The organism is Flavobacterium branchiarum, from assembly GCF_030409845.1.
GTDB classification, from domain to species: Bacteria; Bacteroidota; Bacteroidia; order Flavobacteriales; family Flavobacteriaceae; genus Flavobacterium; species Flavobacterium branchiarum.
Genome location: NZ_JAUFQQ010000004.1, coordinates 33,267 through 48,954, shown reverse-complemented (window position 1 = coordinate 48,954; position 15,688 = coordinate 33,267). Strand labels below are relative to the sequence as shown.

Below are 15,688 nucleotides of genomic sequence, written 5' to 3'. Positions count from 1 at the left end.
ATAACATTTAAATTTAGGGAATGTAATAGTAAATATAGATTTTTTTTCTTTTAAAACTAGATTTTAGACTTATTTTTTGTCATACGTCGAATAAACGTAAAAAAGTGTTGGATATATAAAATAATGGTTACTTTTGCACCAAATTTTAACAAATAAATTTTATATTTATGAATCATTATGAAACTGTTTTTCATTTTAAATCCCGTTTTATCTGAGGTTCAGGTGAAGGAAACAGTAACGAAATTTGAAGAATTTCTTACTAGTAGAGGAGCTGAAATGGTATCAAAAGAGGATTGGGGTCTTAAAAAAATGGCTTACGAAATCCAAAACAAAAAAGTGGTTTTTATCACTTATTTGAGTACAAAGTAGCTGGAGAAGTTCTAATTGCTTTTGAAACTGAATTTAGACGTGATGAGAGAATTATGCGTTTCTTAACTGTAAGTTTTAGATAAGCATGCTATTTCTTGGGCTGAAAGAAGAAGAACTAAATTAAAATCTACAAAAGCTTAATTATTATGTCTACAATAGAGCAATCAGCAAAAGGAAAAAAAGACGGAGATATCAGATATTTAACGCCTTTAAACATAGAAACTAACAAAACTAAAAAGTATTGTCGTTTCAAAAAATCTGGAATCAAATATATCGATTATAAAGATGCAGATTTCTTATTGAAATTCGTTAATGAGCAAGGAAAAATTCTTCCTCGTCGTTTAACAGGAACTTCTTTAAAATACCAAAGAAAAGTGTCTGTAGCTGTTAAGAGAGCTCGTCACTTAGCTTTAATGCCATACGTGGCCGATTTATTAAAATAATATTAAACTAAAGTTGTTGGTTTCCGGTAAGATGGAACCTAACTTCTCAAATATAAGGACAACAACATGGAACTTATTTTAAAACAAGACGTACAGAATCTAGGATTTAAAGATGATGTAGTATCTGTAAAAGCTGGTTACGGTCGTAACTTTTTAATTCCTCAAGGTTTTGCTCATTTAGCAACTCCTTCTGCAAAAAAAGTATTAGCTGAAAACCTAAAACAAAGAGCACACAAAGAGGCTAAGATTGTTGATGACGCTAAGAAAATAGCTGAAGCATTGAAAGCTCTTGAAATTAAAATTTTCGCAAAAGCTGGTGGAGAGAAACTTTTTGGTTCTATCACTAACATAGATATTGCTGAAGCTTTGGATAAAGCGGGTAACTCTATCGAAAGAAAATTTATTACTAGCGGTATCGTAAAACGTACTGGTAAATATGCTGCAAGCATTAGATTACACAGAGATGTTGTAGTTGAATTACCATACGAAATTGTTGCTGAGAAGTAATAGTTTTAATTTATAATATGAAATCCCGATGCAAATCGGGATTTTTTTTTGAATTTTAAATAGCTAAATGACGCTATAAAAGCTTAAATATTTTAAAATGAAATACGCAAGATTAACAAAAGAACAATTTGATGAATTAAACGCTGAATTTGCAAGCTTTTTAGGAACGCAAGCAATTGATAAAGCAGAGTGGGATTCGATCAAAATTAATAAGCCAGAGGTGGCTGAGCAAGAACTAGATGTGTTCTCTGATTTAATTTGGGAAGGTGTTCTTTCAAGAGCGGAATTTTTAGAACATTTTTCTAAAAATCATATTTTCCTATTTCAATGTTTTGATACACATGTTCAATCGATAGTTTTAAAATCATTGGTTCCTGAAACTGATTTCTTAACTAAGGAAGGCTTGCAATGGTTAAGTGATAATATGTTTACAGAAACTATTGAAATGAAGGTTGGTAAAAAAGTGTTTACTGACGACCGTAATACTTCAATCTTTGAATTAATTCAACAAGGAGCATTCTTAAGTGATGGTCAGTTGTTTAAACAGATAAATTCAATTATAGAATCATAGTTTTTTAATTATGATTCGATAAAATTTGATTCGTTTTGTAGCCTATTCAATATGCTTTTGCAGTCTACATTTCTTTAATATCCATAAAGTCAATTGTAGTACTATCGAAGAACGTATTGTTATTACTTGCAATGAAATTATTTTTTAAAGGGTTAGCTGTTAATTTATTAACAATTAGCCCTTTTTCTTTTTTTTATAATTACCACAACAATATTTTTCTCAATTAAATTAGTGGTTTCTTTTTAATTCTTGGAGTTTTAGCCTTATTTTTTTGTAGTTTTTTTTCGCAAATATGTTTTTTTTACTAGTTCCGGAAAAATTATAAATTAAGATTATTACACGAATGATTTAGAGCTCTTTTTTTATGTTAGCCTGATGTTTTGTTTGATATCTAGTAATTTAAACAGTTGAATATCTTAGTACTTATGGAATGTGATTTTAAATTAAAATCGCATTTCATCTTTTTTTTACTTGCATGTTATAAAAAAAAAAATTAAATTTATAAAATGTTTATCGTTGAACAATTGTTAATTGTTTTTAATAAAATAAGCTTTATTTGCTTATTCTTGGTGAATCATATAATGAATTAATCATTATTCAAAACGATGTAATATTTAAATCAGATTAAATAGAATTAGTTTTTTGCCAAAGTAAAAGGCATCTAAGAAATTTAATGTAAAACAAAATATAAAAAGATTATCTATTAACGTTCCAATTTGTTTTTGAAATAAAATAATATAATACCACATAATAGCAGAAAGATCTTGAATAAAGATTTTTAAGTAAATGAATTTTTTGTACGAATTTTTTTTGTCAATTATTTTTTAATCTAGATGCTTATGGAATTTATAATTACTTTTTTGGGAAGCAATAGATTTATCTCTTGTTCATTTCTTAGTTTATCGTTATTCAATGACGAATTGAATACCCTATCTGATCTAGCTTCTGCAAATAGAAAGAAGTATTTGTCTTTTGATAATCTCATAAATCAATTGAATATTTTAGATAACAGATTAAATCAGTATAGTAATAATTTTCGTTACTATTTGTTCCATAACAATACATAATTGTATTGTTAATTTGAGTCTTCAATCCCCCGAAGCACAAATCGACAAGTCAGGTATTAGTTTACAAATTTATTTCTTGTTTGAATTAATTTTTGACAATCAATAAATTTTAATTTCCACATTTCTGTAGAATTAATTTCTAGTACCGTATTTTGTACATGTTTCTCAATACTTAAAATTGTCAATTTTTTTTTTATTTTTTATTAAATGGGTGTATTTAAATGCATCACATATGTTTTTACCTCATATAGAACTGAAATAAAACGAACAGATCCCCAAATATATTAATCTCTTAAAAATATTTTATGAAATTAAAACCTACTTCAAATACTCCTTTTATGCAACTCTTTTTTTTTGATATTCATTTGATTTTTTCGTCAAATTAAGGGATCATTCGCTTCCTCGCGAATTGTGGTTGTTTCCCCCTTTGGAGTAATTTTTATAGATTTTAAGATCAAGATATTTTTCAGAACATTAAATGTAGTCTGAAAATCTGTTAGTATGGCTTTATTTAATAATCTCCTATTTGCGTATGAGATTATTGATGGTATTGCTTATTTATCATATTGGAATTTTTTTGTCACATCATTAATCTCTTAGGAATATGAAAAATTTTTACTTAAGAATAAAAAAAGAGACTTTTTTGCAAAGTTATTTGTGGTTGTTTTTGATATTGATTCCTTTTTCGAGTTCTTTTTCACAAACATTTTGCAGACCTATTTCACAAACTAATACTACAGGAGGGCTTCTGTGTGTGGGTATGAGTGTTACAAATCCTACTGCCGCATTTGATGGAAATCTGAATACATATGCTTTGTTGACAAATGTTCTTGGTTTAGCTTGTTTCGCAGAAGAAACGTTAACCTTAAACCAAACGGCAAAATCAGGAGATCAAATAGTTGTCTATTTTGGTACTGGTGCGGTAGCAGGTTTAGTCGACGTTAGTTTACTTTCAAACGCAACTATTCAAGCAAAATTTTCAGGAACAGATGTTGGTGGTCCTGTCCCTCTAAATAATGCATTATTAAATCTTCAATTATTGCCTGGTAATCAAATGGCAGTAATCAATTATACATTGCCTGGAGATGCTAATCAAATACAAATTAGGGTAGGTGGTCTTGTAAGGTTATTAGTAGATTTGAAAATTTTCGAAGTGCATTCGCAATTTGCTAGTCCAACAATTAGTGGAGGGAGTTCGCAATCAGTATGTTCAGGTCAGAGTATAGCTCTTTCTGCTACAGCAGCAGCAGGTACAACATTGGCTTGGTATGATTCTCCAACTTCAACAACAGCACTCTCAACTACAGGTAATTATTCAACTCCTGCTTTAACCGCTACAACAACTTATTATATTAGTGTTTCAAGAACAGCTGGTTGCGAAAGTGATAAACGAATACCTGTAACTGTAAATGTAATAAACCCCGTATTACCTATAATTAGTACAGTCGGTACAACAATATGTTCCTCAGGACCTACTCAAGCAACTAAACTGTCAGTTATAAACCCTATACCCGGAACTACATATTCATGGTTTAGCGTAGAATCAGGTGGTATTGTTTTGGCTACAGGTGATTCTTATACACCGACAGTTCCTACTGGTGTGACTAATTTTTATGTAGAAGCTACTATTGGTAGTTGTACAACTCCAACACGAACTCTAGTTGCTGTTACTTCAACTCCAGTTCCTGCTTTGGCAACGGTATTGACTCCTAGCGTATCAATACAATCAGGGCAAAATGCTACTTTAACTGCTTCGGCTTCTGGATCTGGTGAAACATTAGATTGGTATGATGCTCCAACAGGAGGTACTAAATTATTAGCCAACTCAACTACATTTACAACACCAATCTTATTTGCTACAAAAACATATTATGTAGAATCTAATAATATTGCTGGAGGATGTTTAAGTGCTAGTCGAGTAGCTGTAACCGTGACAGTTTTGCCTGCTTCACTAGGAACTTGTCTAGAAGCAAATAGCCAACAAACTACACAAAATGGACTTTGCTTACTTTGTTCTGTTGCTAATCCAAATAATTCAGTCGATGGAAATAATAATACTGCTTCAACATTAAGTATACCAATTGGGTTAGTTAATGGGTGGATTCAACAAACACTGCAATTTAATAACGGAGGGAATACTGGTGATGTTATTCAAGTTGATTTAGAAATTCCTACAGGAGTTCTAGATATAAGCTTATTAAGTTATATTTCATTGGCTAGTTACAATGGAGCAACATATAATAATGACCGAGTAGCAGTAAATGATCCTCTTTTAAATATTCAGTTATTATCGGGAAATCGTTTTAGAGCAAGTTTTAAAGCAGGGGCTTCCTTTGATCGTGTTGAGATTCGATTAGGTGGATTAGTGAACTTAGTGTCAAGCCTCAATATTTATGGTGCTTCCTATAAATTTAAAGCAAGAACAATAACAGGAAATACAACGATTTGTAGCGGACAAACGATTACTTTGGTGTCTGATACTGCTGTGGGAGAAACAATTAAATGGTATGATGCTTTAACTGGAGGAAATGTAGTGAGTAGTACTACTTCTTTTACTACACTAGCTTTAACTGCTAATACTACATATTATGTTGAAGTTACTCGAAATGGTTGTTTAAATAGTGAAAGAACTCCTGTTGTAATATCAATAAATAACCCTATTGCTCCAACAATAAATACTTCGGGGACAACTATTTGTGCAGGGATTACAACTACGCTAAATATTGTTACACCTGTTGTAGGAACTATATATAAATGGTATGATACAGCTACAGCTGGAACGTTAGTATTTACAGGAACATCATTTACAACTCCGATCTTAAATGCAAACACAAGTTATCATGTTGAAGCATCGATTGGTAGTTGTATTAGTGCTACACGTACTCCTGTAAATGTTACTGTTAACCCATTGCCTGCAGTACCAACAGTTGCTTCTTCAACTGTAACTATTCAACCCGGTCAAAATATTGTATTACAGGTGTCTAATCCTGTAGTTGGGGTTGAATATGATTGGTACACTGTTCCTATTAATGGAAGTCCTTTATTAACAAATTCAAGCACTTTTACTCCAACACCAGCATTAACTGTAAATACTACCTACTATATTGCAGCAAGAGATGCTGTTACAGGATGTGTGAGTAGTACAAGAACAGTTATAAATGTGATGATAGGTAGCCCAATAGATCTTTGTTTACAGCCAAATGATCAAACGAATAGGTTGTCTACTCTTACAGATGGTGTAATATGTGCAATATGTGCGGTTAATAATCCTAATAATGCGATAGATGGTAATTTTACTACAGCATCTAATCTTAATGTTTCTGTTGGTGTAGGAGCATTTGCAGAACAAGTTTTAAGTTTTTCTAATTTAGGGAAAGTAGGAGATAAGATAGATGTTGAATTAGGTATTCCTGCTGGACTTATCGATGTAAGTGCATTATCCTATATCACTTTAGCTACGTATAACGAGGGTGCGTATAATAATGATCGTACCGCTATAAATTCTAATTTAATAAATGTACAATTATTAACAGGAAATCGTTTCAAAGCTACTTTTGTTGCTGGATTTCCATTTAATGCGATTGAAATTAGATTAGGAGGAGTAGTGACTTTATTATCTCAGTTAGATGTTTATGGAGTTTCTATTAGATATAAAGATGCAGTAGTAACTACATCTCCAATTTGTAATGGCCAAAGTGCTATATTAGCAGCGACTCCTATTGTAGGTACTACTTTTAATTGGTATGATGTTTCTACCGGAGGTGTTGCTTTAGTTACTAATTCGGACACTTATAATACAGGTGTATTAACAGCAACTAAAACATATTATTTAGAATCTGTTCGTGGTGCTTGTGTAAATAGCACTCGTCAAGCAGTAACAGCAACTGTATTGACTATCCCAACTGCTACTGATATTACAATTATTAGTCCACTTACAGCATCTTGTACAGGGCAAGCTGTATTAGCACCAACATCAGCTTTGGCAGGTGCAAGATTTAAATATTATACAGATCAAAATAAAACACTTGAAATAACCACAGGAACTTCAGTTCCTGGTCAACTAGGAGTAACTTTTTTGAAAGATCCTGTAACAGATGTGCTTACTATTGATGGTCTTACTAGTGCATCTTATAAATTATTATATATCAGTTCTTAATGGTGGTATTTGTGAAAATATAAATGGGACATTAAAAGCTGTTGTTGTAAATTATCCAGCAGTATCAGCTTTAAATGTTACGCCAACTTTGGCAGGTTGCGTTAGTGTAAATTTAAAAAATGCAATTACAGATTTTGATACAACTGGAACTACAACTTATGCTTTCTTTCAGGGAGTAACTCCTATCACAGAACAAGATGCTGTAAATATTACTACAGGTGGTTCTTATTGGATCCAAGCTCAAACAGCAGGTGTGGCTTGCCCATCTGATAAAAAAGAAGTTGTTGTGTCAATTAATCCTTTACCAACTTTAACAGGAGTTACAAACTCAATTGTTGTCAATAAAGGCAATTCAGTAGCATTAATAGCAACATCCAATGGACAGTAGCTTGGTATGATCAAAATGGAAATCTTATACCATCAAATAATACAGGTATCCTTAATACTGTTGGGATTTTTAGCTACACAGTAATTGCGAGTAATGGGACTTGTACTGTAAGTCAAACAATAACAATTAGTGTAATTGATCCTGCAAGTTGTGACTCATTGCTAGAAAGAGAATATGCGACTAGCCAGACTTGGTCATCAATTATTACAGGAGGAGTAACAAAAGAAGCAAATGCTGCCGATGGTAATCCAAGTACTTTTTCTACAATAACTACTGGTTTTGGGCTTTTGGGGATAGGGACAACATGGCAAAATTTGCAATGGCCAACCAACATAACAAAAGGAACTCCAGTAACGCTGAAATTAGGCTTGGAAAATAGTTTGGTTGCAGTAGGGCAAAGTATTACAGTAGTGGGAACCAAACGTAATGGAGCTAATAATCCAATTGATATTGGAGTTTTAAAATCTATATCAGGATCATTATTAAATTTATTATCAGGACAGAATTCATTTGAATACACATTTGTCCCTTCTGATGTTTCTGGCCCTAAAGATTACGATGGTATTCGAGTTCAGTTAGGATCTATTTTAAGTGTTGGACAAAGTATAAATGTTTACGATGCTTACTATGAAAAACAAGTTACACAAATAGCTTGTGAGCAAGGAGATATTCAAGACGTTTTTACAGGAGTAAAAGATTTAGGAATTGGAGCATTAACAACTACTGTTGGCGTTTCGAATCCATGGAATATAGCTGATGGAGATATCTCAACTTATGCTACAATGTTTAGTGGAGCGGGAGTACTTGCTGCAGCTGAACTTAAAGCAGTTTTTAGAACACCTTCTATGGTTGGTGATAGTTTAAGAATCACGATTTCAAAACCAGGAACAGTTTTAAACCTCAATCTACTTACAGGATTTACAGTGCAGCTTTATTCAGGTAATATTGCTGTGGGTGGGCCAATTAAAAATACAAGTAGTTTGTTGTCTTTAAGATTACTTTCTGGGGGTACAATGGCAATGACAATTGTTGCGCCTCAAACGCAACCATATGATAGAGTTACAATCACTTTTGGAGGGGTTGCAAGTGTCTTAGATCAGCTTAGAGTTCATACAATCGATCGTGTTACAAATACTAAAGTCGTTGGAGGAGATATCAACAATAAAATCACAGTTTGTCCAGGATCAAATATTTCTTTAGAAGTTCCCGAAAAACCTTGTGCCGATTATGCTTGGTATGATTCACCAATAGGAGGAAATTTTCTAGTTAACGGTCAGACATATACACTTCCTACTACATTAGCACCTGGAATTTATAAATATTACATTCAACCAATTCGTTACGGCTGTGCAGCTTTAACAAGAGGAGAGATAACTGTAGAAGTTAGAGCGACTACACCTGCAAATGCAATAGCTAGTGTAACAATAAATGGAGAAACTAATACAACAATTTGTGCTGAAATTGGCACAGTAACATTAAATGCAGTTCTAGATACTAGTCCAGTGCTTGCAAATCCAATATATCGTTGGTATAGTTTTGATGGAACAACAAGTCAATTAATAGCAGGGCAGTCTGCATCAGAATTAGTTATTACAGGATTAGTTCCTGGAACATATACATATTTTGTTGGAGTTATTTCTGATGAATTTTGTGAAACGCTACCTGTAGATAGAAAACAAGTAACATTTACAATTTTACCGACAGCACTTCCAGCAGATATTACTGTTTCGAACGCTTCTATTTGTCATAATACAAATGCAATATTAATACCTACAAGTACATTAATAAATCCCGTATTTTTTTGGTATTTAGATGCTAATAAAACACAACCTATTACTGATGGGGCTATTATTGGTGGGGTAACCTATACAATTAGCTCAGCAGGAGTTTTAACGGTTTCAGGTTTAACTACAGTGATGAGTCCCATTTCTTACTATGTAGCAGCATCTAATCCTAACACTTGTCAGAATAAAAATGGAGAACTTAAAATTGTAACGGTAACAGTAACCGATCCAGCGACTCCAACGACAACCGATACAACACAAGACTTCTGTTTGGTAAATGCACCAAAAGTTTCTGATATTCAGGTAAATGAATCAGGCGTAGTTTGGTACACAACCTTAACAGGTGGCGTAGCTTTAGCGCCAACAACAGGTTTAAATAGCGGACCCTATTATGGTGCTATCCTTGATGGAGTAACTGGCTGTGAGAGTTCAGAGCGATTATTAGTAACGGTAGACGTAACAGATCCATTAACTCCAACGACAACTGATACAACACAAGACTTCTGTTTGGTAAATGCACCAAAAGTTTCTGATATTCAGGTAAATGAATCAGGCGTAGTTTGGTACACAACCTTAACAGGTGGCGTAGTTTTAGCGCCAACAACAGGTTTAAATAGCGGACCCTATTATGGTGCTATCCTTGATGGAGTAACTGGCTGTGAGAGTTCAGAGCGATTATTAGTAACGGTAGACGTAACAGATCCATTAACTCCAACGACAACTGATACAACACAAGACTTCTGTTTGGTAAATGCACCAAAAGTTTCTGATATTCAGGTAAATGAATCAGGCGTAGTTTGGTACACAACCTTAACAGGTGGCGTAGTTTTAGCGCCAACAACAGGTTTAAATAGCGGACCCTATTATGGTGCTATCCTTGATGGAGTAACTGGCTGTGAGAGTTCAGAGCGATTATTAGTAACGGTAGACGTAACAGATCTATTAATTCCAACGACAACTGATACAACACAAGACTTCTGTTTGGTAAATGCACCAAAAGTTTCTGATATTCAGGTAAATGAATCAGGCGTAGTTTGGTACACAACCTTAACAGGTGGCGTAGTTTTAGCGCCAACAACAGGTTTAAATAGCGGACCCTATTATGGTGCTATCCTTGATGGAGTAACTGGCTGTGAGAGTTCAGAGCGATTATTAGTAACGGTAGACGTAACAGATCCATTAACTCCAACGACAACTGATACAACACAAGACTTCTGTTTGGTAAATGCACCAAAAGTTTCTGATATTCAGGTAAATGAATCAGGCGTAGTTTGGTACACAACCTTAACAGGTGGCGTAGTTTTAGCGCCAACAACAGGTTTAAATAGCGGACCCTATTATGGTGCTATCCTTGATGGAGTAACTGGCTGTGAGAGTTCAGAGCGATTATTAGTAACGGTAGACGTAAGAGATCTATTAATTCCAACGACAACTGATACAACACAAGACTTCTGTTTGGTAAATGCACCAAAAGTTTCTGATATTCAGGTAAATGAGACAGGCGTAGTTTGGTACACAACCTTAACAGGTGGCGTAGCTTTAGCGCCAACAACAGGTTTAAATAGCGGACCCTATTATGGTGCTATCCTTGATGGAGTAACTGGCTGTGAGAGTTCAGAGCGATTATTAGTAACGGTAGACGTAACAGATCCATTAACTCCAACGACAACTGATACAACACAAGACTTCTGTTTGGTAAATGCACCAAAAGTTTCTGATATTCAGGTAAATGAATCAGGCGTAGTTTGGTACACAACCTTAACAGGTGGCGTAGCTTTAGCGCCAACAACAGGTTTAAATAGCGGACCATATTATGGTGCTATCCTTGATGGAGTAACTGGCTGTGAGAGTTCAGAGCGATTATTAGTAACGGTAGACGTAACAGATCCATTAATTCCAACGACAACTGATACAACACAAGACTTCTGTTTGGTAAATGCACCAAAAGTTTCTGATATTCAGGTAAATGAATCAGGCGTAGTTTGGTACACAACCTTAACAGGTGGCGTAGTTTTAGCGCCAACAACAGGTTTAAATAGCGGACCCTATTATGGTGCTATCCTTGATGGAGTAACTGGCTGTGAGAGTTCAGAGCGATTATTAGTAACGGTAGACGTAACAGATCCATTAACTCCAACGACAACCGATACAACACAAGACTTCTGTTTGGTAAATGCACCAAAAGTTTCTGATATTCAGGTAAATGAATCAGGCGTAGTTTGGTACACAACCTTAACAGGTGGCGTAGCTTTAGCGCCAACAACAGGTTTAAATAGCGGACCATATTATGGTGCTATCCTTGATGGAGTAACTGGCTGTGAGAGTTCAGAGCGATTATTAGTAACGGTAGACGTAACAGATCCATTAATTCCAACGACAACTGATACAACACAAGACTTCTGTTTGGTAAATGCACCAAAAGTTTCTGATATTCAGGTAAATGAATCAGGCGTAGTTTGGTACACAACCTTAACAGGTGGCGTAGCTTTAGCGCCAACAACAGGTTTAAATAGCGGACCCTATTATGGTGTTATCCTTGATGGAGTAACTGGCTGTGAGAGTTCAGAGCGATTATTAGTAACGGTAGACGTAACAGATCCATTAACTCCAACGACAACTGATACAACACAAGACTTCTGTTTGGTAAATGCACCAAAAGTTTCTGATATTCAGGTAAATGAATCAGGCGTAGTTTGGTACACAACCTTAACAGGTGGCGTAGCTTTAGCGCCAACAACAGGTTTAAATAGCGGACCCTATTATGGTGCTATCCTTGATGGAGTAACTGGCTGTGAGAGTTCAGAGCGATTATTAGTAACGGTAGACGTAACAGATCCATTAACTCCAACGACAACTGATACAACACAAGACTTCTGTTTGGTAAATGCACCAAAAGTTTCTGATATTCAGGTAAATGAATCAGGCGTAGTTTGGTACACAACCTTAACAGGTGGCGTAGTTTTAGCGCCAACAACAGGTTTAAATAGCGGACCCTATTATGGTGCTATCCTTGATGGAGTAACTGGCTGTGAGAGTTCAGAGCGATTATTAGTAACGGTAGACGTAACAGATCCATTAACTCCAACGACAACTGATACAACACAAGACTTCTGTTTGGTAAATGCACCAAAAGTTTCTGATATTCAGGTAAATGAATCAGGCGTAGTTTGGTACACAACCTTAACAGGTGGCGTAGTTTTAGCGCCAACAACAGGTTTAAATAGCGGACCCTATTATGGTGCTATCCTTGATGGAGTAACTGGCTGTGAGAGTTCAGAGCGATTATTAGTAACGGTAGACGTAACAGATCTATTAATTCCAACGACAACTGATACAACACAAGACTTCTGTTTGGTAAATGCACCAAAAGTTTCTGATATTCAGGTAAATGAATCAGGCGTAGTTTGGTACACAACCTTAACAGGTGGCGTAGTTTTAGCGCCAACAACAGGTTTAAATAGCGGACCATATTATGGTGCTATCCTTGATGGAGTAACTGGCTGTGAGAGTTCAGAGCGATTATTAGTAACGGTAGACGTAACAGATCCATTAACTCCAACGACAACTGATACAACACAAGACTTCTGTTTGGTAAATGCACCAAAAGTTTCTGATATTCAGGTAAATGAATCAGGCGTAGTTTGGTACACAACCTTAACAGGTGGCGTAGTTTTAGCGCCAACAACAGGTTTAAATAGCGGACCCTATTATGGTGCTATCCTTGATGGAGTAACTGGCTGTGAGAGTTCAGAGCGATTATTAGTAACGGTAGACGTAAGAGATCTATTAATTCCAACGACAACTGATACAACACAAGACTTCTGTTTGGTAAATGCACCAAAAGTTTCTGATATTCAGGTAAATGAGACAGGCGTAGTTTGGTACACAACCTTAACAGGTGGCGTAGCTTTAGCGCCAACAACAGGTTTAAATAGCGGACCCTATTATGGTGCTATCCTTGATGGAGTAACTGGCTGTGAGAGTTCAGAGCGATTATTAGTAACGGTAGACGTAACAGATCTATTAATTCCAACGACAACTGATACAACACAAGACTTCTGTTTGGTAAATGCACCAAAAGTTTCTGATATTCAGGTAAATGAATCAGGTGTAGTTTGGTACACAACCTTAACAGGTGGCGTAGTTTTAGCGCCAACAACAGGTTTAAATAGCGGACCATATTATGGTGCTATCCTTGATGGAGTAACTGGCTGTGAGAGTTCAGAGCGATTATTAGTAACGGTAGACGTAACAGATCCATTAACTCCAACGACAACTGATACAACACAAGACTTCTGTTTGGTAAATGCACCAAAAGTTTCTGATATTCAGGTAAATGAGACAGGCGTAGTTTGGTACACAACCTTAACAGGTGGCGTAGCTTTAGCGCCAACAACAGGTTTAAATAGCGGACCATATTATGGTGCTATCCTTGATGGAGTAACTGGCTGTGAGAGTTCAGAGCGATTATTAGTAACGGTAGACGTAACAGATCCATTAACTCCAACGACAACTGATACAACACAAGACTTCTGTTTGGCAAATGCGCCAACAGTTGCTAGTCTTCAGGTAAATGAATCAGATGTTGTTTGGTTTGCATCAGAGACAGGAGGAACCGCTTTAGCGCCAACAACAGCATTAACAGATGGAGGATTGTATTATGGAGCAATCTTAGATCCACTGACAGATTGTACAAGTTCCGTTAGATTATTAGTAACGGTAAGAGTAACTAATCCAGCGACTCCAACGACAACCGATACAACACAAGACTTTTGTTTGGCAAATGCGCCAACGGTTGCTAGTCTTCAGGTAAATGAATCAGATGTTGTTTGGTTTGCATCGGAGACAGGAGGAACCGCTTTAGCGCCAACAACCGCCTTGGCAAGTGGTTCGTATTATGGAGCTATCCGTGATGGAGTAACTGGCTGTGAGAGTTCAGAACGATTATTAGTAACAGTAACCGTTACCGATCCAGCAACACTAATTATAAACGATAAGGATCAAAAATTCTGTTTAGTTACTACACCAACTGTTGCAAGTATAAATGTAAGTCCTTCTAATGTTGCTAATATAATTTGGTATGATGCTTTAAGTGGTGGAAACTTAATTTCATCTGGAACAGCATTAACTAGTGGTAATTATTATGCAGCTATTAAAGATCCAATGACAGATTGTGAAAGAGGTGTTCGATTATTAGTAAAAGTAACTGTTAATGATGGGGTTTTACCAACTACGACAAGAGCTATACAAGATTTTTGTTTAACTGCTTTACCAAAAATATCAGATTTGTTAGTAAATGAAGCTGGTGTCGTTTGGTACACAACCCAAACAGGTGGTGTGGCATTAGCGCCAAGTACATTACTTGTTGCTGGAACATATTATGGATCTTTGAATAATCTAATAACAGGTTGCGAAAGTAAATCTAGATTGGCTATTCCTGTTAGTTTTAGAGGAAGTGAGCCAGCAACAATAACTGCAAGTAAGGCTAATGCATGTGTTTTTGATGTTGTTACATATACAACTTTAAATGGAATGTCTAATTATAATTGGACTATCACTGGTGACGGAACAGTTACAGCAGGTGGAGCCACTACTGATAATTTTGTAACAGTTTTATGGCCAGAAATAGGGCCAGCAAGTGTAAATGTTTCCTATTCGAATTTATGTAATGAAACGCAAAGTAAATTACTTGCTTTAGCCGTTCAGACTTGTTCGGATATAACAATGACAAATACTGTAGACAATCCTAATCCTAAAGTTAATGAAAATGTGATTTTTACTATAACAGTTAATAACATTGGAGCAGGGAATTTTATAGATGTATTAGTTCGTGAACTTTTACCAACAGGATATGATTTTGTTAGTGCACAGACTAGTAATGGAATATATAATAGCACTACTGGAGAATGGAATATTCTAATGCTAAACGCCAATACAAGCGAAACATTAACTATAGTAGCACAGGTATTACCAACAGGCAATTATTTAAATGTAGCATCAGTTATTATCTCAAATCCAATAGATTCAGATACTTCAAATAATTTTGCTGAAGCATCTGTGAGTCCTATGATTTTGGTAGTTTATAATGAATTTACTCCTAATAATGATGGTGCAAATGATTTTTTCAAAATCGAAGGTATCGAAAATTATCCAAATAATAATTTAAGCGTTTACAATAGATATGGAGCATTAGTTTATAAACAAAATCGTTATAACAATGATTGGGATGGAACAACAAATGTTTCGGGAGCTATAAATAAAGGAGATAGATTACCAGCGGGCACATATTATTATGTTCTAGATACTGGTGCAGATGGAGCAGCTAAAACAGGTTGGTTAGCTATTATTAGATAACCTTCAGGAACCATTAAAGCATCAAATTAAATTAACTGACTAAATAGTT

6 protein-coding genes and 1 pseudogene are annotated in these 15,688 nt (G+C 35.2%); all 7 read left to right on the top strand.

All coding sequences use genetic code 11. The annotated features are described in order from the left end of the window. Positions 1-167: 167 nt before the first annotated feature. The 7 genes and pseudogenes from rpsF to QWY99_RS12000 all read left to right on the top strand — a co-directional run bounded on the left by rpsF (position 168) and on the right by QWY99_RS12000 (position 15,639). A pseudogene (gene rpsF / locus QWY99_RS12030) lies at positions 168-510 on the top strand (30S ribosomal protein S6). 5 nt (positions 511-515) lie between these two features. Then, a complete protein-coding gene (gene rpsR / locus QWY99_RS12025) occupies positions 516-812 on the top strand; it encodes a 30S ribosomal protein S18 (protein ID WP_002987043.1) in 297 nt (98 codons plus the stop codon). 66 nt (positions 813-878) lie between these two features. After that, positions 879-1,319, top strand: a complete 441-nt coding sequence (rplI, locus tag QWY99_RS12020) for a 50S ribosomal protein L9 (RefSeq protein WP_290265464.1) — start codon at positions 879-881, stop codon at positions 1,317-1,319. A gap of 97 nt (positions 1,320-1,416) precedes the next feature. After that, a complete protein-coding gene (locus QWY99_RS12015) occupies positions 1,417-1,890 on the top strand; it encodes a DUF6495 family protein (RefSeq protein ID WP_290265462.1) in 474 nt (157 codons plus the stop codon). A 1,671-nt stretch (positions 1,891-3,561) separates the two neighbouring features. Next, the gene (locus QWY99_RS12010) at positions 3,562-7,113 is read left to right on the top strand and encodes an immunoglobulin domain-containing protein (RefSeq protein ID WP_290265460.1); all 3,552 of its coding nucleotides are present in this window, start codon (positions 3,562-3,564) and stop codon (positions 7,111-7,113) included. Beyond that, a complete protein-coding gene (locus QWY99_RS12005; RefSeq protein ID WP_290265458.1) occupies positions 7,079-7,501 on the top strand; it encodes a hypothetical protein in 423 nt (140 codons plus the stop codon). Before QWY99_RS12010 ends, QWY99_RS12005 begins: the two co-directional genes overlap by 35 nt. Before the next feature lie 158 nt (positions 7,502-7,659). Further along, positions 7,660-15,639, top strand: coding sequence for an Ig-like domain-containing protein (locus QWY99_RS12000; RefSeq protein WP_290265456.1), 7,980 nt, complete (start codon positions 7,660-7,662; stop codon positions 15,637-15,639). The last annotated feature ends 49 nt before the right edge of the window (positions 15,640-15,688 follow it).

Bases quoted from the DNA above. Each gene is read 5' to 3' on its own strand.
- rpsR (WP_002987043.1), top strand. From the start codon at position 516: ATGTCTACAATAGAGCAATCAGCAAAAGGAAAAAAAGACGGAGATATC.
- rplI (WP_290265464.1), top strand. From the start codon at position 879: ATGGAACTTATTTTAAAACAAGACGTACAGAATCTAGGATTTAAAGAT.
- QWY99_RS12015 (WP_290265462.1), top strand. From the start codon at position 1,417: ATGAAATACGCAAGATTAACAAAAGAACAATTTGATGAATTAAACGCT.
- QWY99_RS12010 (WP_290265460.1), top strand. From the start codon at position 3,562: ATGAAAAATTTTTACTTAAGAATAAAAAAAGAGACTTTTTTGCAAAGT.